Origin of the sequence: Micromonospora sp. WMMD754, assembly GCF_049315235.1 — a bacterium.
Lineage (GTDB): Bacteria > Actinomycetota > Actinomycetes > Mycobacteriales > Micromonosporaceae > Micromonospora > Micromonospora sediminicola.
This window is the reverse complement of record NZ_CP186058.1, coordinates 1,761,507-1,779,491: the sequence shown is the minus strand read 5'-3', so window position 1 is coordinate 1,779,491 and position 17,985 is coordinate 1,761,507. Positions and strand designations below refer to the sequence as shown.

Genomic DNA, 17,985 nt, shown 5'->3' with positions numbered 1-17,985 from the left:
TCGTTCACATAACATCAACTGATTGGTGGGCAATCCTCAGCAGGTCGGAGGCGTCGCTGTACCTGCAGGACGAGGCGGCTAGCCCGTTAGCAGTCGCGAGCCTGTAGCCGGTCTCGCTGCACATCGGCATCAACCGTGCCACTTGAGTGGCACCGTGGGGGATGAGAACGCGGTCTAGCGTCACGTTCCGTCGACACTGCTACATGCCGTATCCGGACAAACCTATATAGCTGCAGGTCACGCGCACCCTCTCCTCCTGACTACGGATCAGAAGGTTAGGGATTCGAGTCCCTTCGGGCGCACAAGATGGAAAAAGCCTGACCCGCGGAAACGCGGGTCAGGCTTTTTCCTTGTCAAGCCCCGGTGGCGGTGATCGAGCCGGCGATCATGCATCGCGCGACCGCCGTGGGGGTGGGCATCAGCTGCCGCAACAGCCACCGGTCTGGGCGTCGACGGGTGCGGCGTCGAGCGTGACCAGGTTCAGCGGCGCGGCGAGCAACCCGCCGGAGATTCCGGTGGCCAGTCCGCGTGACGTCGGCTCGGTGGCCGGCGCGGGTCCGCAGCAGCCGTCGCCGGTGGCGGAGTCGTCGGGGTTGCTGTTGCACACGCCGGTCTCCGGCAGGTCGAGCTGGACGTCGCGGGCGGCGGCCCAGTCGCCGGCGAGGGCGGCGACGACGGAGCGGACCTGCTCGTAGCCGGTGGCCATCAGGAACGTGGGCGCCCGCCCGTAGCTCTTCATCCCCACGGCGTAGTAGCCGACCTCCGGGTGGGCGAGTTCGTCCACCCCGTGCGGAGGCACGGTGCCGCAGGAGTGCTCGTTGGGGTCGATGAGCGGGGCGAGGGCGCGGGTGGCACCCATGACCGGGTCGAGGTCCAGGCGCAGTTCGGCGGCTATGGAGTGGTCGGGGCGGAAACCGGTGGCGGCGACGATGCGGTCCACGGTGACCGATTCTTCGCTGCCGTCGCCGTGGCGCACCACGACGGTCACCCGGTCGTCACCGGTCGGGGTGAGGGCGTGGACGGAGAAGCCGGTGAGCAGCCGGATCCGGCCGGCGTCGACGTGGGCCCGCAGCCGGGAGCCCAGCGCCCCGCGGGCGGGGAGGGCGTCGGCGTCGCCGCCGCCGTAGGTGCGCGCCGGCGAGGCGGTGCGGATCGCCCAGGTCACCGCGGTTCCCGGGTGCTCGGCCGCGAGGTCGGCCAGGGAGAGCAGGGTGTTGGCGGCGGAATGACCGGCGCCGACGACGAGGGTGTGGCGGTCGGCGAAGCGGTCGCGGTCGGCGCCGAGCACGTCGGGCAGGGCGTGCTCGAGGTACGCGCCGGCCTCGGCCTCGCCGAGGGCGGGCAGGCCGGAGGCGCCGAGGACGTTCGGCGTGCGCCAGGTGCCGGAGGCGTCGATGACCGCGCGCGCGAGCACCTCCTCGCCGTCGGTGAGGCGGATGAGGAACGGGGTGGTGTCGCGACCGACGGTGCGCAGCCGGTCCAGGCCGAGCCGGCTGATCGCCTCGACCCGGGCGCCGTAGCGCAGGTGCGGCTTGAGCGCCGGCAGCTCCGCCAGTGGCTGGAGGTAGTCGGCGGCCAGTTCGGCGCCGGTGGGCAGGGCGTCGGCGTCGGGAGCGACCCAGCCGGCGTCGTCGAGCAGCCGCCGGGCGGCGGGGTCGACGTCGTACCGCCACGGGGAGAACACCCGTACGTGGCCCCACTGGCGCACCGCCGCGCCGGCGGTGTCGCCGGCTTCGAGGACGAGGAAGGGCAGGCCCCGTTCGTGCAGGTTGGCGGCGGCGGCGAGGCCGACGGGTCCGGCGCCGATCACCACGACCGGGAGGGTGTCCAGGGCGCTCATCAGGCAACTCCTCTGTGTTGATAACTGTCGAATCAGCGATGCGGGTGGTGGCCCGGGATTCGCGTGCCGTTCCCGCCTGGTCTGTCTCGACGTCCGTCAAATCAGAGAGTTGCACGTTGATTAGAAGAATGTCAACCTAGAGGCATGTCTAAGCAGTCGACGCCGCTCGTCGCCATCGACCTGAACGCGGAGACCTCCTGCTGTGCGCCGCTGACCCGACGACCGGTGCCCGCGCAGGCGGCGGGTGCGCTCGCGTCGGCGTTCAAGGCGCTCGGCGACCCGGTGCGTCTCCAGTTGATGTCGATGATCGCCTCCGCCGAGGGCGGGGAGGCCTGCGTCTGCGATCTCACGCCGGCGTTCGACCTGACCGGCCCCACGATCTCGCACCACCTGAGGACGCTGCGCGAGGCCGGCCTGGTCGACGCCGAGCGGCGCGGCACCTGGGTCTACTACCGCGCCCGGCAAGGCGTCCTTCGCCAGTTGGCGTCGCTGCTCTCCGTCGAGCCCGCCGCGCCGTAGCGGCCCTGGCGGTCCTTGTCGGGGAGTCCGGGAGGGGTGCTTCCCGGGGGTGGCGTTGGCAATCGACGTTAAGTCAGCTAACGTTGAGTCAATGGACGTTGAGCTTAACTCCCTGGCGGGGCGGGCGCGCATCCACGCCGCGCTCGGCGATCCGGCGCGGCTGGCGATCGTGGACGCCCTCACCCTCGGTGACGCGTCCCCGGGGGAGATCGCCCACACCCTCGACCTGCCCACCAACCTCGTCGCCCACCACGTCAAGGTCCTCACCGAAGCCGGCCTGGTGGTCAAGGGCCGTTCCGAGGGTGACAAGCGCCGCACCTACCTGCGGCTCCGGGCGGAGTCCCTGGCCGTGCTGACCCCGCCCCCGCTGACCGGGGTCGGCCGGGTGGTGTTCGTCTGCACCCGCAACTCCGCGCGCTCCCAACTCGCCGCCGCGCTCTGGCGCGACCGCACCCACACCCCGGCTGCGTCCGCCGGAACGCAACCGGCCTCCCGGGTGCATCCCCGCGCCGTGACGGTCGCCGGCCGGCACGGGCTGCGTCTGGATCCCACCGCCACCGCCCACGTCACCGACGTCGCCCGCGACGACGACCTGCTCATCGCCGTGTGTGACAACGCCCACGAAGACCTCACCGGGCCCGTCCGCCCGCGCCTGCACTGGTCCGTGCCCGATCCGGTCCGTGTCGACACCGACGAGGCGTTCGAGGCCGCGTTCGCCGACCTCGCCGCCCGCGTCGACCGGGTCGCCCCCGCCGTCACCATCGCGCCCGGAGAACCGTCATGACTGACACCAGCCCCCACCTCCGCCAAGAGGTCTCCATCGACCAGCAGGTCGCCCTGCGCACCGCGGCGACGCGGCTCGCCGAGGAGTTCACCGGCGTCTACGGCGCCGAGACGATCGAGCGGTTCCTGCACTCCAGCCACGACCAGTTCGCCACCGACAGCACCATCCCCCACTACCTGCCCCTGCTCGCCGAACGCTTCGCCCGCCAGCGCCTGCAGGCTCTGGCCCGGGTCGAGGGTCACCACCGGGACGGTCGCCCCGTGGTGCTGTTCCTGTGCACCCACAACGCCGGTCGCTCCCAGATGGCGCTCGGGTTCTTCGCCCACCTCGCCGGCGACCGGGCCGTCGCCTGGTCCGGCGGCAGCGAACCCGGCGCCGCCGTCGCCCCCGCCGCCGTCGCCGCCATGGCCGAACGCGGCATCGACATCTCGCAGGAGTTCCCCAAGCCGTGGACCGACGAGGTCGTGCGCGCCGCCGACGTCGTGGTCACCATGGGCTGCGGCGACGCCTGCCCGGTCTTTCCCGGCACCCGCTACGAGAACTGGGACCTCGACGACCCCGCCGGCCTCGACCTGGCCGACGTGCGACCCATCCGGGACGAGGTCGAACGCCGCGTCCGCCACCTGTTGGATCAGATCGGCATCCTGGTCCCACGGCCCGGCTCGCCGGTGGCGACGGCGATGTGACCAGGTTGCCGACCGATCCGCTCCGCGTCCGAGACCTGCTCGCCGACCGTCCCGCCCGCACCGGTCACCCGGGCGAGGACCCGGGATACGCCAGTCCAACGTCACGCGACGTCGGTGACCTCGCTCGACGCGCACGCGCCAGCACCGACGACCCACGGGAGTCTCCATGAGCACCGCCACCCGAGCCGACCATGCCGCACCGGTGGCGGCACGTCTGTCCCGCCTCGACCGGCTCCTGCCGGTGTGGATCGGCCTGGCCATGGTCGCCGGGCTGCTGCTCGGCCGGATCGTTCCCGGGCTGGACGCCGCCCTGGACGCCGTCAAGATCGGCGGCATCTCGCTGCCCATCGCGCTCGGCCTGCTGATCATGATGTATCCGGTGCTGGCCAAGGTCCGCTACGACCGCCTCGACACCGTCACCGGCGACCGGCGCCTGCTGGTCTCGTCGTTGGTCCTCAACTGGATCGTCGGCCCCGCCCTCATGTTCGCCCTGGCCTGGTTGTTCCTGGCCGACCAGCCGGAGTACCGCACCGGCCTGATCATCGTCGGCCTGGCCCGCTGCATTGCCATGGTCATCATCTGGAACGACCTCGCCTGCGGCGACCGGGAGGCCGCCGCCGTCCTCGTCGCCCTCAACTCCGTGTTCCAGGTCCTCGCCTTCGGTCTGCTCGGCTGGTTCTACCTGTCGGTGCTGCCCGGCTGGTTGGGTCTGGACGGTGCCGCGTTGGAGGTCTCCGGTTGGGACATCGCCGGCAACGTGCTCGTCTTCCTCGGCATCCCGCTGCTCGCCGGCTACCTCTCCCGTCGCCTCGGCGAGCGCGCCAAGGGCCGCGACTGGTACGAGCAGCGGTTCCTGCCCAGGGTCGGGCCCGTCGCCCTGTACGGGTTGCTGTTCACCATCGTGATCCTGTTCGCCCTCCAGGGCGAAGCCATCACCGGCCGGCCGGTCGACGTCGCCCGCATCGCCCTGCCGCTGCTGGCCTACTTCGCCGTCATGTGGGCCGGGTCCTACCTGCTCGGCCGGGCCATCGGCCTGACCTACGAGCGCACGACCACCCTGGCGTTCACCGCCGCCGGCAACAACTTCGAACTGGCCATCGCGGTCGCGATCGGCACGTTCGGCGTGGCCTCCGGTCAGGCCCTCGCCGGCGTCGTCGGTCCCCTGATCGAGGTGCCCGTCCTCGTCGGCCTGGTCTACGTGTCGTTGTGGGCCCGCCGCCGGCTGTTCCCCACCCCCGGCACCCAGGCCGCGAGGTGACTCGACCGCACCGCGCCGCGGCCCACCGCGCGGCGACCATACCTCCCTGGAGAACGTCATGAGCGACAAGCCCAGCGTCCTGTTCGTCTGCGTCCACAACGCCGGCCGCTCCCAGATGGCCGCCGGCTGGCTCCGCCACCTCGCCGGCGACACCGTCGAGGTCCGCTCCGCCGGCTCCGCGCCCGCCGAGGCGGTCAACCCCGCGGCCGTCCAGGCCATGGCCGAGGTCGGCATCGACATCACCGACCAGACCCCGAAACTCCTCGAGTACGAGACCGCGGAGTCCTCGGACGTCATCGTGACGATGGGCTGCGGTGACGCCTGCCCCGTCTTCCCCGGCAAGCGGTACGAGGACTGGAAGCTCGACGATCCCGCCGGCAAGGGCGTGGACGCGGTCCGCCCGATCCGCGACGACATCCGTACCCGGGTGGAGGGGCTCCTCGCCGAGCTGCGTCCCACCGCCTGACACGACCCCTTCGACGCGGCCTGCCGGGTACCACCCACGACCCGTGGTGACCGCTTGCGTCGGACCGACATGATGGCTCGGTGCGTTCCTCGACCCCGCCGTGGCGGTCGCCGGCCCTGACCGCCCTCGGCTGCGTGTTCCTGCTGGTGGCCGGTGGTGCACTGCTCTGGCTGCCGATCCACACCCAGAACGAGCTGGACGACTGGCAGGCCGAGCTGCGCACCCGTGGTGTGCCGACGCGGGCGCTCGTGCACGACCAGGTGACGAAACGCGGGGGCACGTCGAAGACGATGTACTTCCGTTACGAGGTGGACGGCCGGACGTACGAGCGTGAGGTGGCCTGCGTCGAGGTGTGCCGGTCGATCGGCGACGAGGTGCCGATCTGGGTGAACCGGGTCGACCCGGGCGACTTCGTCACCGACTTCGGCCAGTTGAGCGGCCACCGGGGCCGGCTCCAGGGCGGGCTCGGCGCGGCGGGCTTCATGCTCCTCGTGGTCGCGATTCCCCTCGCGCTGTCCCGGCTCCGGTGGCCGAGCCGGTCACGCCGCCGTACGCCGCCGCGTCCGGCCGCCGCACCAGGGGCGGGCGGCACCGACGCCACCGTCCGCATCCGGCACAAGCGGAAGCGGCGACGCTGAGGGCCGGGCGGTCACGGGAGGGCGCGGGGCAGCAGGTCCAGGAGGCCGTCCGGGTAGAGGATCGCCTCGCCGCCGGCGAAGCGGCGCAGCGGCTGCCAGCTGACCGGGCTGCCCTCGTCCGCGACGATCCCGACGGCGTCCCGGTCGTAGATCGACGGGTCGGCCAGGTCGGCCGAGAAGACGAACACGATCTCGTGACCGGCGCGGCCGAACGCCGTGAAGATGTTCTCCAGGACGCCGAGCAGTTCCACACCGGACAGCTCGACGGCCAGCTCCTCCCGCAGCTCCCGCCGCACGGCCTCGGCGGCCGACTCCCCGAACTCGACGCCGCCGCCCAGCGGCCGGTAGAACGTCTCCCGCTTCGTCGCGTCGTGCGCCTCGAAGACCAGGAGGTCGTCCCCGCGTCGCACCACGGCGACGGCCACGGCGCGAATGTGCGGCGGTGAGGTCACGGCGTGACCTCCTCCAGCGTCCCGTCCGGTCCCAGGCGGAACCTTCGCGGCGGCCCCATGGCGCGCATCGCCTGTGCGTAGGCGGCCGCACGCGCCGCCTGTTCCCGACCCGTGGGGTCCGCGACGCGGAAGACGTGCACGGGAACGGCGTCGGCGTCGACGTCGTCCGGCCGACGCCGGCCCTCGATGGTGAAGCCGAACAGGGCGCGCAGGGCGTCCTCGCCCAATTCCAGCGGGTGGAACGGCAGCGGGTAGGGGACCGGTTTCGCCGGATGTTGGCCGTCCCAGTACGGGCGCTCGAAGTCGTACGGCTCCCCGATGTTCTCGGCGATGCCGCCGTCCGGGGACAGGCTGAGCGAGCGGACCAGCTTCCCGTCCTCCCAGACCGCGAAACAGAGCCCGTCCACGCCCGAGTGCATGCCGTGCATGACGATCCGCCGGCCGGTACCGAGGCGGAGCAGGTGCTCGGGCAGTTCCGACGGGCGGTCGAGGACCAGCCGGCGGTCGCACAGGACCGTGGCTCCGGGCAGCGCCGCGACGTGGGTGACGTCCTCGGGCGGCCAGGTCACGTCGAGCGTGCTGTCGTCGGCCGGTGTGAGGTCGTACCCGGGAAGGGCCTGCCGGACGGCGGCCTCGGCCTCCGCCGGGTCCGAGGCGCCCGCGGCCCGCAACAACGGCCGCAGGTCGCCGTCGGCGAACGCCAACAGCGCCGTCTTCGCGCCCATCGCACCTCCCGGTCGGTCCCCGGACGATACCCGGCATCGATCTTGACGGGGTGCCCGGCGGCGCGCCCCGGGTCAGACCTTGCGGTAGCGCGCCTCGGTCACCGCGAACAGGCCGTACGCCGTGAACCCGACCGCCACCACGAGCAGCAGCCAGGTGCCGTAGCTCTCGTCGGCGAGCGCGCGCAGCGCCGCGTCGAGTCCGCGCGCCTTCTCCGGGTCGTACCGCCACGCGGCCACCACGAACAGGATCCCGGCGATCGCGTACGCCAGGCCCTTGGCCGTGAAACCCACCGCGCCGAGCCGGCCGACCAGCCGTCGCGTCGCCGCCGCCATCCGGCCGACGTGCAGGTGCTTCTCGAAGCGCCTGGTGATCCCGACGATCGCCAGCCAGACGCCGATCCCCGCCAGGATCAGGCCCGCCGTCATGACGGCGACCCGGCCGGCGTCGGAGGCGAGCAGCCCCGCGGCGGCGTCCTGCTGGGTGTCGGCGCTGGACGACTTCTTGCCGCGCAGCACCTTGACCCCGCTGAACGCGAGGTAGAGGTAGAACGCCGCCCGGCCGGCCGACGCCGCCCGCTCGGTCAGCCGGCGTTCCCGGAAGATTTCCAGCACCTGCCAGACCGCCATGGCCATCAACCCGACGACGATCGCCCCGATGAGCGCCGCGCCGAACGGCTCGTCGGCGATCTGCTGCATGGCGCCCGACTGGTCCCCGTCGGCGGCCGGCCCGCCGAGGGCGACCTTCATGATCACGTACGCGAAGAGCAGGTGCAGGATGCCGTAGCCGACGAAGCCGGCCCGGGTCAGGCGCTCCAGCCAGGAGTTGTCGGCGGCGCGGGAGGCGGCCCCGCGCGTCCGCGCGGACAGCGATGACATGGGCCGTCATTCACCGATCGCGGCTCCCGCCAAACCTCCGGCCCCGGTGTGCGCGATGAAATGACCGCCTTCAACCCCTTGACTCCCATTTATCGGGTGAATGAAATGAATGAGCGGCAAGTCGTGCTAAAGCCTTCGCCCCGGTGCGGAATCGATAGCTTTCCGTCAGTGAAGTTTCTATCCTTGAAGGATCCGATCGCCCGCAGCGAAAGGGGCGGCATGCCGCGCCGTTCGAGCCTCAGCTATCGAGATGCGTTACGACTGTTGGCGCCCGGCAGCGCGCGCATCACCGAGACCGACAAGGTCGTCAACGCGGGAATCCTGGGCGCGGGCGCGCTCTCGCACGGTGCGGCGCTGGCCCTGCTCGGTCCGAAGAACGCGCTCATGCAGCTCGTCCGGGACGCCACCGGCAACCAGGCCGGCCGGATACGCGCATCCGGCGGAAAGGCGTACTACGAACTGTTGGAGGCCAGCCACACGGTGCTGGCGCTGTCCGCGTTCTTCGACGGATTCCGGGACGAGGTGGGCCCGGGCTTCGACCGGCTGGAACTGACCGACGCGGAAAAGGTCGCCATGGTGCCGGCCGAGCGACGTCGACACACCCTGCCCCAGGAAATCGACGCCGGATACTTTCCGCTGCCGTCGTCGGTGCACGGCATGGACGACACCCGGCGGGACGTCGAGGCGGCCTACGTCACCCTGTACGACGCCACCATCGCCTTCTGCGACGGCCTCGCCGCCTGGCCGGCGGTGCGGCGCGGGCTCGACCTCACCTCGCTGCGGTCCCGCGTGGTCGCGCGCAGCATGTGGCACTACGAGGACCGCTTCGACCGGCTCGCCACCGACCTGCCGGAGTTCGGGTTCCGGATGGTCCGGCAGGCGATCGAGCACAACCTGGTCGACAACCGGAAGCTGACCGCCGAGGTCGCGGACCGGCTGGACGCGCTGGCGGACCTGTCCCGCAACCTGGCCGGGCTGGCCGGCCCGGCCGCGCCCGAGCCGGACCGGCTCCGGGAATCCCTCGACCGGCTCGCCGGCTCGCTGGGCGCGGTGTTCCGGCAGCCGCTGCTGCGGATCAAGGACATCGACTTCCACCTGCGGCTGCCCACCGTGGAGCGGGGGTTCATCAGCCCCGACTTCCGGGTCGCGGAATACGACAAGCGCGCTGCGCCGGAGCGGGAGCGCTGGTGGGAGGAGCAGCCGCGCAGCGGCGACCTGGTCGGGTTCCTCTCCGACTACCTGACCGACCCGGCCAGCCTGCACCGCCCGCTGCTGGTCCTCGGTCAGCCCGGCGCCGGCAAGACGCTGCTGACCCGGGTGATCGCGGCCCGGCTGCCGGCGAACCGGTTCACCGCCATCGTCGTACCGCTGCGCCGGATGTCCGGGGACACCTCGCCGACCGAGCAGATCGAGTCGGCGATCGAGCAGCTGATGGACGAGCGCATCCGGTGGGCGGACCTGCGCCGCGCCACGAGCACCACCACGGTCGTGGTCGTCTTCGACGGGTTCGACGAACTCGTCCAGGTCACCGGCACCGCCCACTCCCAGTACATCGACCGGGTGGCCGAGTTCCAGGAGGCCCAGTGGGACCTGGGCTACTCGGTCATCCCGGTGATCACCTCACGGATGCTGGTGATGGACCGGGCCAGCGTGCCCCAGGGCACCGTGCTGGTCCGGCTGGAGGACCTGACCGACGCGCAGGTGACGACCTGGGTGTCGGCCGTCAACGGAGCCAACGAGGACCGGTCCGGCTACCGTCGCCTGTCCGCCCGGGACCTGCTGTCGCACGGCGAGCTGGCCCGGCAGCCGCTGCTGCTCACCCTGCTGGCCATCTACTACGACGAGCACCGGGTGGAAGGACCCCCCGACCTGGGCATCTCCCGGTCCGACCTGTTCACCGGCCTGCTCACCGCCTTCATCCGGCGGCAGATCGGCGAGAAGGCGCCGGGTGACCTGTCGCAACGCGAGCGGGAGGCCCGGGAACACCGGCTGCGGCGCGACCTGGCGATCACCGCGTTCGCCATGTTCAACCGCAACCGGGAGCTGGTGAACCGGGCCGCGCTCCGCGACGACCTGGGCTGCTTCGGCTCCGGCTCCGGCGACGGCACCCGGTTCGAGCTCGGCGACGTGCTCGGGCCGGAGCAACTGGTCACCGCCGCCTTCTTCGTCGTGTACGGCCCGGACGACCTCCAGGGCGAGGACGCCCGCCGGACCTACGAGTTCCTGCACGCGACGATCGGCGACTTCCTGATCGCGGAGTACGTGATCGGGTCGTTGCGGGAACTGGCCGAGCTGCGGCGGCGGACCCGCACCCCGGCCGGCTTCGGCTACCAACTGGACACCGGCCAGTTCCGCGCCCTGCTCTCCCACCAGCCCCTGGTGAAACGGGAGGCGGTGGTCGGGTTCGCCCGGGAACTCAGCGCCCGGCACCCGGAGGAGCGTGGCGCGATCATCGAGACCGTCGCCGAGCTGCTGGCCGAGGCGCGGCAGCGGGGCAACGTCGCCGGGGTGGACGGCTACCGGCCGTCGCCCTACGACCCGGTGCGGCTGCTCGCCGCGTACACCGCCAACCTGGTCGCGCTGGCCGCGCTGGTGTCGCCCGACGGCGTACGGCACACCGACCTGATGGACGACGAGACCTGGGTCTCCACGGTGCGGCTGTGGCGGGCCGGGCTCGACGAGAAGGGCCAGCTCGCCATGATCAGCTGGCTGGGGCGGGACGCCGACGGCCGGATCACCGCGGAACGGCGGCGCGAGCGCCGGGGCGAGACCGTGAGCGTGGCCGCCGAGGAGGCCCGGCTGCTCGGCGACATCACCACGTACGGCCAGTTGCAGGCCGGCGCGCGGACGTGGCGCGGCCGGCAGCCGGACAGCTTCGAGGCCGGCCGGTTCCACGCGGACCTGGTGTCGCTGGCCACCCGGCGTTGGCCGGTGCCGTCGTTGCACCAGCTCATCCTCTACGACGAGCGCAGCTACCGGCGGCTGTGGGAACGGGCCGTCGAATCGCCGGGCGCGGTGTCCAGCACCAGCGCCACGGTGCTGCTGGAATGCCTCGCCGAGGACGGCGCGCAGTTGCCCCGCGAGGTGGTCTGCGGGTTGACCCGGGTGGCGCTGGACCGACTGCCCCGGTCGGTGACCGCGCCCCCGGAGCTGATCATCTCGTGCCCGTACCTGATCGACGAGTTTCCCGAGCTGCTCGACTCGATCGGCACGCCGGAGGACCACGCGGTCCTGCACGCGCTGATCCTCCGGCACGGGCTCGACCGGCTGCCGGCGGAGTACGTGCCCCGGGTGCGGGCGGTGCTCGCCGACATCGAGGGGCGGCTCGCCGAGCTGCCCCTGGAGGACGGGGTGGTCTCCGCCGAGATGGCGGAGCAGTTCGCCGCCGCGCGGGTCGACAACCGCACCGCGTTGTGGTTGCTGATGGCGCTGAGCGAGTACGCCGACCTGGCCTGGCGGAAGATCCGGCCCGGGACCATGGCGGCCCTGCTCGCGCACCGGCTGCCCGACGAGTTCCTCGACGAGACGAGCCTGTGCCGGCTGCTCCTCGACTACCTGCGGGCGCACGACCGGGTGCCCGCCGACGTCACGTTGACGGCCGCCGTCGACACGCTGCGCGTCCTCGCGGCGACCGATCAGGGCCCGGCCGCCGATGGGTTCTGACCGCGCGCCCGGCCCGGCCCGCCACCCCCGCCACCACCACCGTCCCGGAGGCCCGGTTTGTCACACCCGCCCACGCACCGCGAGCACATCGTCCGATCCGGAAGGCGCAGCCTGGCCGTCGACGTGGCCGGCGCGGAGCGCGGCTGGCCGGTGTTCCTGATGCACGGCACGCCGGGCAGCCGCAACGGGCCGCGCCCGCGATCGAGCGTGCTCTACCGGCTCGGCGTCCGGCTGATCTCCTACGACCGACCGGGCTACGGCGGTTCCAGCCGGCTGCCGGGCCGCCGGGTGGCCGACGCCGCCGCCGACGTCGCGGCCATCGCCGACGACCTGGGCCTGGACGAGTTCTCGGTGGTCGGCCGCTCCGGGGGCGGCCCGCACGCCCTGGCCTGCGCGGCGCTGCTGCCGGAGCGGGTACGGCGCACCGCCGTGCTGGTCGGCCTCGCCCCGGCCGGCGCGACCGGACTGGACTGGTTCGGCGGCATGACGGAGGCGAACGTCCGCGACTACGGGACCGCCGAGCACGACGAGGTGGTCCTCGCCGAGCAGTTGCGCCTGCGGGCGGAGCGGACGATCGACGACCCGGGCTCGTTGCTGGCGCTGCTGGTCGAGCAGATGACCGAGGCCGACCGTCGGGTGGTGGCCGGGGTGCCGATCCGCCGGCAGTTGACCGACGCCTACGCCGAGGCGCTGCGGCGGGGGCCGGACGGCTGGATCGACGACGTCCTCGCGCTGCGCGCCGACTGGGGCATCTCGCTGGCGGAGATCCGGATGCCGGTACGGCTGTGGCACGGTGCCGACGACAACTTCGCCCCGGCCAGCCACACCCGGTGGCTGGCCGGTCGGATCCCCGGCGCACAACTGCACGTGCAGCACCGCAGCGCGCACTTCGGCGCGGTCGAGGTGCTGCCGGAGATGTTGGCCTGGCTGACCCGCCCGTCGGAGCGGACCCCGGTCAGATCGGATGCGGGTCGATGATCCGCCGCTGGAACCGGTGCTGGCGGAGCGCCTCGACCGCCGGATGGTGCTCGCCCAACCGACGGGCGAGCTTGTCGGCCACCGTCTCGATCTCCGCCCGCCGGCCGGATTCCATCCGCTCCCGCATCAGCACCAGGTTGGCCCGGCAGCGCAGCGCGTTCGGATGCTCCGGTTGGAGCACGCGGTCGAGACCACGGGAGGCACGCTGCAACAGCTCCAGCGCCGCCCGGTCCGCCGCCTCCCGGCCCTCCGGCGGGTCCGGCTGCTCGGCGAGACAGATGGCCTGGTTCATCCAGCCGGAGAGGGGGTACGGGTGCGCGTCGCCGAGCACGGCGGCGAGCGCGTCCGCCGAGCTGCCGGCGAGCTGCCGCGCCTCGACGAAGTCCCCGGCGCGACGGGCCACCATCGCCAGGTTGACCTGGCAGACCAGGGTCAACGGGTGCTCGGGACCGAGGTTGCGCCGGTAGATGCGGTGCACCTCGGTGAGTTCCCGGCTGGCCCGCTGGTGGAGGTCGACGGTGAGCAGGTTGATCGACAGGCTCAGCCGGCAGGTGAGGGTCTCCGGGTTGTCCGGCCCGAACCGTTCGGTCAGCAGCTCGTAGGCGGCCTCGAGCAGCTTGCCCGCCTCGACCGCGTACCCGGCCGCGCGGAGCGACACCGCCAGGTTCGTCTGCGTCCGCAGGGTGATCAGGTGTTCGGCGCCAGCGGTGTGCAGCAGGTCCCGGTGGACGGCCCGCAGCCGGGCGATCGACTGCTCGTAGTCTCCGGCGTCGCGCATGTCGATGCCCACGTAGGCGGAGGAGGCCAGCGTGTCCGGGTGGCTGTCGGTGAGGGTGCCGCGGCGCCCCTCCAGCACCATCTCGTCGTTCTTGCGCGCCTCCTGGAAGTCTCCCATCAGGCGCTGGGTGCTGGCCAGGTTGTTCAGGGCGGCGAGGGTACGCGGATGGTCCTCGGCGAACAGTCGCTTCCAGGCGTTGAAGGTGGCCTCGTCGAGGCGCAGCGCCTCGCTGTACATGCCCATGCCCCGCAGGTCGCGCGCCAGCCCGCCCGCCGTCATCAGGGTGTGCGGGTGGTCGTCGCCGAGCAGTTCCCGCTGGGCCGCGAGCACCTTCTCGTCCAGCGCCCGGGAATCCTTGAACTGCCCGAGGAAGGCGAGGATGTTGGCGAGGTTGAACTGGAGGTGCAGCAACTGCCGGCGCAGGTCCTCCCGCGCCCGCTCGTCGGTCTCCGTCGCCAGCATCCCCTTCCAGGTCCGGACGACCTCCTCGCCGAGCCGGCGGCCGGTCTCCAGGTCGCCCCGCAACTGCAGGTAGCGGACCCGGTCGATCATCAGCGCCCGCACCTCGACCTTCTGGCTGAGCGCCGCCTTCGACGGCTCCAGGTGCGGCCAGATCACCCGGAACTTGGGCCAGTTGACCGGGTCGTCCACCTCGCCCTCGGGCCGGAAGGCGGCCAGCACGAGGTGGACCTGGGCGCGCGCCTCGTCGAGTTCCTCCTCCGTCATCCGGGACCGGACGGCGTGCTGGAGCAGGCGGTGCATGAGCACGAGCCCGCCCCGGCTCCGCTCGCCGCCGGACGGGTTGTCGGCCCGGAGGTCGACCCGGACCAGGGCGAGCCGGTTGGCCTGCTGCACCAGCTGCTGGCGGACCAGGCGCTCCTTCGCCTGCGGGTGGAACGGCACCAGCGCCTCGGCGAACTTGTTGCTGTAGACCAGATCGGCCGAGATCTCCGGCGCGAACACCGAGCAGAGCTGGAGCACCCGGTAGGCCGCCGGGTTCCGGGTGCGCAGGTGGTTGAGGGACAACTCCCAGGTGGCCTCCACCGAGACGTTGCTGTTCGGTTCCATCACCGCGCCCGGACCGAAGCGGGCGATCTCGGTGAGGTAGCTGTCGACCGAGTGGCCGGTGTCGGCCAGCCAGGCCGCCGCGGCGGTGACCGCGATCGGCAGGTCACCCAGCAGGGAGGCGATCTTGTCGGCCTGGTCCGGCCGCATGTTCGGCACCCGCTCGGTGAGGTGCTGGATGCTCTCCGCCCGCTTGAACACGTCGACCTGCACGGTGGTCGCCCGCTCCACCCACTGGAGGTTGCGGGACGTGATCAGGACGTGGCCCTTGCCGTCCGGCACGTAGGGCAGCACGCCCTCGACCTCGTCGGCGTTGTCCATGATGAGCAGCCACCGCAGGTCGGTGTGGCGCAACGCCTGGAGGACCAGCCGGGCGTTCTCCCGGTTCGACTCCGACGACTGCACGCCCAGGTAGGGCGCCAGGTCGCCGATCGCGGACTCGATGAACGGCACCTGGTCGGCGTCGACCCACCACACCATGTCGTACGCGGCGCGGTAGCGGTGGGCGTACTCCAGCGCCAGTTGGCTCTTGCCGATGCCGCCCATGCCCTGCAACGCCACCGGTCCGGTGCCGGCCAGCACCACCTTCGGGCTGCTGCGCAGCAGCGTCCGCAGCTCCCGCAGGTCCGCCTCGCGGCCGGTGAAGCGCTTGTTCCGGCCGGGCACCTCGAAGACGCTGTTGTCCCGGCCGGGGAACCGGGGGCCGGTCGGCAGCTCGACGTCGGCGCTCACGCCCTCCCGCCCGACGAGGCGCAGGATGCGGGTCGCCGCGGTCCGGGCCTCCAGCCCGGCCACCGAGACGCTGTGCGCGGCCGGCACGTTGGCGAGCCGCCGCACGTCCGCGACGTAGACGACCAGCGGCACCTGGTCGGGTGAGCGGTCCGGCGCGGCGAGCACGGCCTCCTCGGTGGCGTTGGCCTCCGAGACGATGATCAGCTCCCGGGCCGTGCGGGGCGCCTCGTCGTCGGCGAACCAGGGGTCGGTCACCCGGACGTCGGCCGAGGCGAGCAGGTTGCCGATCCACTCCGCCCACACCCGGTCGTACGGGTCGTGCCGCAGCAGGATCTCGTTCTCCACCGAGGTGGACGTGCGGGTGAACCGGGCGTTGACCCGGTCGCGCACCGCGCCGCTCATCGGGGGCAGCGACTCCACCTCGCCCCGGGTGATCTCCCGGGCCAGCACCTCGTACGCCGACAGCAGCGAGCCGTTGACGCCGGGCTGGTCGGCGAAGGTCGCCAGCAACTCCTCGTACGCGTAGTAGGCCTGGTAGGGGACCTGCATCCGGGCCCAGTAGCGGTCCCGTTCGGCCTCGCTCATCCCGCTCGGCAGGCCGCTGAAGCGCTGCCGGGCCACGGCCCGCCCGGTGTCCGCCTTGATCTTCTCGGCCGGGTCGATCCGCATCGGCACGGGCAGCACCCGGATCCGCCGCGAGCCGTAGCGGTGCTCGACCAGTCGGGCCACCTTGGCCGCCCCGGTGATGCCCTGCTCGCTCAGGGTGAAACAGGTGACGAGCACGTCCGGGAGCTGGATGGTGCAGATGTCGGCGACGTCGGAGAAGCCGGTGCGGCTGTCGATCAGGACGTAGTCGTAGTTGCGCTTCATGTCGGCGCGCAGCGCGTCGAAGAAGTGGCCGCCGCCCTGCCGCTCGTAGAACTCGTCCCAGTTCATCCCGGCCAGCGCGCCGGCGTAGTCGTTGTTCTGCTGGCCCGCCGAGAGGAAGTCGAGCGTGCCGTCACCGGGGAAGTTCGACCAGTTCAGCGAGAACGAGTACTTGTGCACGCGGGCGTACTGCTCGTGCCAGCGGTCGTCGCCCTTGTCCTGCGTGGTGGTGGTCGCCCACTCGTACTCCCGGATCAGGTCGATCACCCCGCCGGTGCTCTCCAGCGCGTCGCGGTCGATGAAGGGCGCGAAGAAGCGCGCCAGCCCGGGGGATTCCAGGTCCCAGTCGACGGCCAGGACCCGCTTGCCGTTGGCGGCGAGGATCCACGCCACGTTGGCCAGGGCCATGGTCCGGCCGGTGCCGCCCTTGTAGGAGTAGAAGGTGACGACCTGTCCCTCGGGTCGGGTCATGGCTCCACTCCTTCGTCGGGCGGCGGGTTCTCCCAGAGCCGGGGTTTGCTGATCGGCCGTCCCGGCGGCGGGTAGGCCGGTCGCGCGTCCAGGTAGCGGCGTCGCATCCGGTCGACCAGGCCGTGCACCCCGGCCCGCCAGTCGTCGTACGTGCTGACCGCCAGCGGGCGGGCCGTCGGGGGGAACATCGCCACCGCCCGGTCGAGCAGCACCGTGGCGTGGGAGCGGCGACCGGGTGCCGGGTCGTCGATGAGCACCACCACCCCCACCCAGCTGTGCAGGCAGTCGACGGCCGCGCGGACCGCCTCCGTGCCGTCCGGCGTCTCGACCACCCGCGGGTCGACCATGAGGACACCCGGGCAGCCCCGGAACAGGCCCTCGTCCGGCGCGAAGTCCTGGACGTCGATGGGCATCCGCAACCGCTGGACCGCGTCGGTCACGTCGTCGACCACCGGCGGTCGGTCGCGGAACGGTCGCCACCGAGCGGCGTGCGTGTCGGGCCGCCCGTTGAGCCGGCCCGCCTCCGGCAGCTGACCGGGGGCGATGACCACGGCCAGGAAGGGCACCTCGCTGGTCGGGGACGAGGGCACGTCGGTCGGCCCGGTCGGCGGCTCGGCCGGTTGCAGCGGAGTCTGCTCGGCGGTGTCGACGATGTGCTGGGCCAGCCGGCCCAGGACCTCCTGGTAGTCGCGCTGGAAGATCTGCAGGCGGCAGAGCGCGCTCATCCCGTTGGCGGCGTAGGCCTCCACGTCCGCGGCCATGGCCAGCGCCCGGGCCTGGTCGGTCGCGTGGACGGCGGCGGGTGACGGGGTCCACAGCACGGGCAGGATGTTGTCCCCGTCGGCCGGCCGGCCGGCCCGTAGCAGCCGTTGCCGGAACCACTCCCGTTCCCGGCGCGAGTCGTCCCGGTTGAGGTAGTCCGGTGAGTAGAGCGGGACGAACACCTCGGCCTCGGCGAGCGCCACGCGCTTCTGTTCCGCCCGGTCCTCCGACAACCGGACGGTGAAGTCGGCGAAGCCCCGCCGGCGCAGCCGCGCACCCGGGCGCCCGTCGATGGCGAGGTTGAGATCGTGGTAGAAGCGGCGGACCCAGTGGTCGCCGAGGGTGCGGTCGCTGTGTGTCGGTGGGGGGACGTAGCTGAGGAAGAAGTAGCGTGCGCCGGCGAGGACGGGCCTCTCAGGACTCAC

14 protein-coding genes are annotated in these 17,985 nt (G+C 72.2%); 8 read left to right on the top strand and 6 right to left on the bottom strand.

Annotated features, from left to right (window positions below; translation table 11 throughout):
- Positions 1-418: 418 nt before the first annotated feature.
- The gene (locus ACN27B_RS08395; RefSeq protein ID WP_099163299.1) at positions 419-1,840 is read right to left on the bottom strand and encodes an FAD-dependent oxidoreductase; all 1,422 of its coding nucleotides are present in this window, start codon (positions 1,838-1,840) and stop codon (positions 419-421) included.
- A gap of 144 nt (positions 1,841-1,984) precedes the next feature.
- Between ACN27B_RS08395 and ACN27B_RS08390 the strand changes: the two genes are divergently transcribed.
- The 6 genes from ACN27B_RS08390 to ACN27B_RS08365 all read left to right on the top strand — a co-directional run bounded on the left by ACN27B_RS08390 (position 1,985) and on the right by ACN27B_RS08365 (position 6,191).
- Positions 1,985-2,359 carry an ArsR/SmtB family transcription factor gene (locus ACN27B_RS08390; RefSeq protein WP_099163300.1) on the top strand — a complete coding sequence of 125 codons (375 nt, stop codon included), beginning with the start codon at positions 1,985-1,987 and terminating at the stop codon, positions 2,357-2,359.
- 91 nt (positions 2,360-2,450) lie between these two features.
- Positions 2,451-3,143, top strand: a complete 693-nt coding sequence (locus ACN27B_RS08385) for a helix-turn-helix domain-containing protein (RefSeq protein ID WP_355523538.1) — start codon at positions 2,451-2,453, stop codon at positions 3,141-3,143.
- On the top strand, positions 3,140-3,829 hold the full coding sequence (locus ACN27B_RS08380) for an arsenate reductase ArsC (RefSeq protein ID WP_396824958.1): 690 nt from the start codon (positions 3,140-3,142) through the stop codon (positions 3,827-3,829). Before ACN27B_RS08385 ends, ACN27B_RS08380 begins: the two co-directional genes overlap by 4 nt.
- Positions 3,830-3,995: 166 nt before the next feature.
- Entirely contained in the window at positions 3,996-5,087 is a 1,092-nt protein-coding gene (gene arsB / locus ACN27B_RS08375; protein WP_422744240.1) for an ACR3 family arsenite efflux transporter, read from the top strand.
- A gap of 58 nt (positions 5,088-5,145) precedes the next feature.
- Complete coding sequence (locus tag ACN27B_RS08370; RefSeq protein WP_099163304.1) at positions 5,146-5,553, top strand: arsenate reductase ArsC; 408 nt, start codon at positions 5,146-5,148, stop codon at positions 5,551-5,553.
- 80 nt (positions 5,554-5,633) lie between these two features.
- Entirely contained in the window at positions 5,634-6,191 is a 558-nt protein-coding gene (locus ACN27B_RS08365; protein ID WP_396824956.1) for a DUF3592 domain-containing protein, read from the top strand.
- 11 nt (positions 6,192-6,202) lie between these two features.
- Here the strand turns inward: ACN27B_RS08365 and ACN27B_RS08360 are convergent, their stop codons facing one another.
- From ACN27B_RS08360 to ACN27B_RS08350, 3 genes are all read right to left on the bottom strand, one after another.
- Positions 6,203-6,643, bottom strand: a complete 441-nt coding sequence (locus tag ACN27B_RS08360) for an NUDIX hydrolase (RefSeq protein ID WP_253866117.1) — start codon at positions 6,641-6,643, stop codon at positions 6,203-6,205.
- Positions 6,640-7,368: a DUF6928 family protein gene (locus ACN27B_RS08355; protein ID WP_422744237.1), complete on the bottom strand. Its 729-nt coding sequence runs from the start codon at positions 7,366-7,368 to the stop codon at positions 6,640-6,642. The genes ACN27B_RS08360 and ACN27B_RS08355 overlap by 4 nt, the downstream gene beginning before the upstream one ends.
- A gap of 72 nt (positions 7,369-7,440) precedes the next feature.
- Complete coding sequence (locus tag ACN27B_RS08350) at positions 7,441-8,244, bottom strand: DUF1206 domain-containing protein (RefSeq protein WP_422744236.1); 804 nt, start codon at positions 8,242-8,244, stop codon at positions 7,441-7,443.
- A 219-nt stretch (positions 8,245-8,463) separates the two neighbouring features.
- Here ACN27B_RS08350 and ACN27B_RS08345 point away from each other — a divergent pair, with 219 nt between their 5' ends.
- On the top strand, positions 8,464-11,907 hold the full coding sequence (locus ACN27B_RS08345; RefSeq protein ID WP_099163306.1) for an NACHT domain-containing protein: 3,444 nt from the start codon (positions 8,464-8,466) through the stop codon (positions 11,905-11,907).
- Between the two features lie 57 nt (positions 11,908-11,964).
- A complete protein-coding gene (locus tag ACN27B_RS08340) occupies positions 11,965-12,885 on the top strand; it encodes an alpha/beta fold hydrolase (protein ID WP_098747472.1) in 921 nt (306 codons plus the stop codon).
- On the opposite strand, the gene fxsT is transcribed toward ACN27B_RS08340, so the two are convergent.
- A complete protein-coding gene (gene fxsT / locus ACN27B_RS08335) occupies positions 12,863-16,798 on the bottom strand; it encodes an FxSxx-COOH system tetratricopeptide repeat protein (RefSeq protein ID WP_422744233.1) in 3,936 nt (1,311 codons plus the stop codon). The two genes, ACN27B_RS08340 and fxsT, sit on opposite strands and share 23 nt — an antisense overlap.
- Complete coding sequence (locus tag ACN27B_RS08330; protein ID WP_422744231.1) at positions 16,795-17,985, bottom strand: TIR-like protein FxsC; 1,191 nt, start codon at positions 17,983-17,985, stop codon at positions 16,795-16,797. The genes fxsT and ACN27B_RS08330 overlap by 4 nt, the downstream gene beginning before the upstream one ends.

Coding starts and splice junctions, on each gene's coding strand:
- ACN27B_RS08395 (WP_099163299.1), bottom strand. CDS start 1,840: ATGAGCGCCCTGGACACCCTCCCGGTCGTGGTGATCGGCGCCGGACCC.
- ACN27B_RS08390 (WP_099163300.1), top strand. CDS start 1,985: ATGTCTAAGCAGTCGACGCCGCTCGTCGCCATCGACCTGAACGCGGAG.
- ACN27B_RS08385 (WP_355523538.1), top strand. CDS start 2,451: ATGGACGTTGAGCTTAACTCCCTGGCGGGGCGGGCGCGCATCCACGCC.
- ACN27B_RS08380 (WP_396824958.1), top strand. CDS start 3,140: ATGACTGACACCAGCCCCCACCTCCGCCAAGAGGTCTCCATCGACCAG.
- arsB (WP_422744240.1), top strand. CDS start 3,996: ATGAGCACCGCCACCCGAGCCGACCATGCCGCACCGGTGGCGGCACGT.
- ACN27B_RS08370 (WP_099163304.1), top strand. CDS start 5,146: ATGAGCGACAAGCCCAGCGTCCTGTTCGTCTGCGTCCACAACGCCGGC.
- ACN27B_RS08355 (WP_422744237.1), bottom strand. CDS start 7,368: ATGGGCGCGAAGACGGCGCTGTTGGCGTTCGCCGACGGCGACCTGCGG.
- ACN27B_RS08350 (WP_422744236.1), bottom strand. CDS start 8,244: ATGTCATCGCTGTCCGCGCGGACGCGCGGGGCCGCCTCCCGCGCCGCC.
- ACN27B_RS08345 (WP_099163306.1), top strand. CDS start 8,464: ATGCCGCGCCGTTCGAGCCTCAGCTATCGAGATGCGTTACGACTGTTG.
- fxsT (WP_422744233.1), bottom strand. CDS start 16,798: ATGACCCGACCCGAGGGACAGGTCGTCACCTTCTACTCCTACAAGGGC.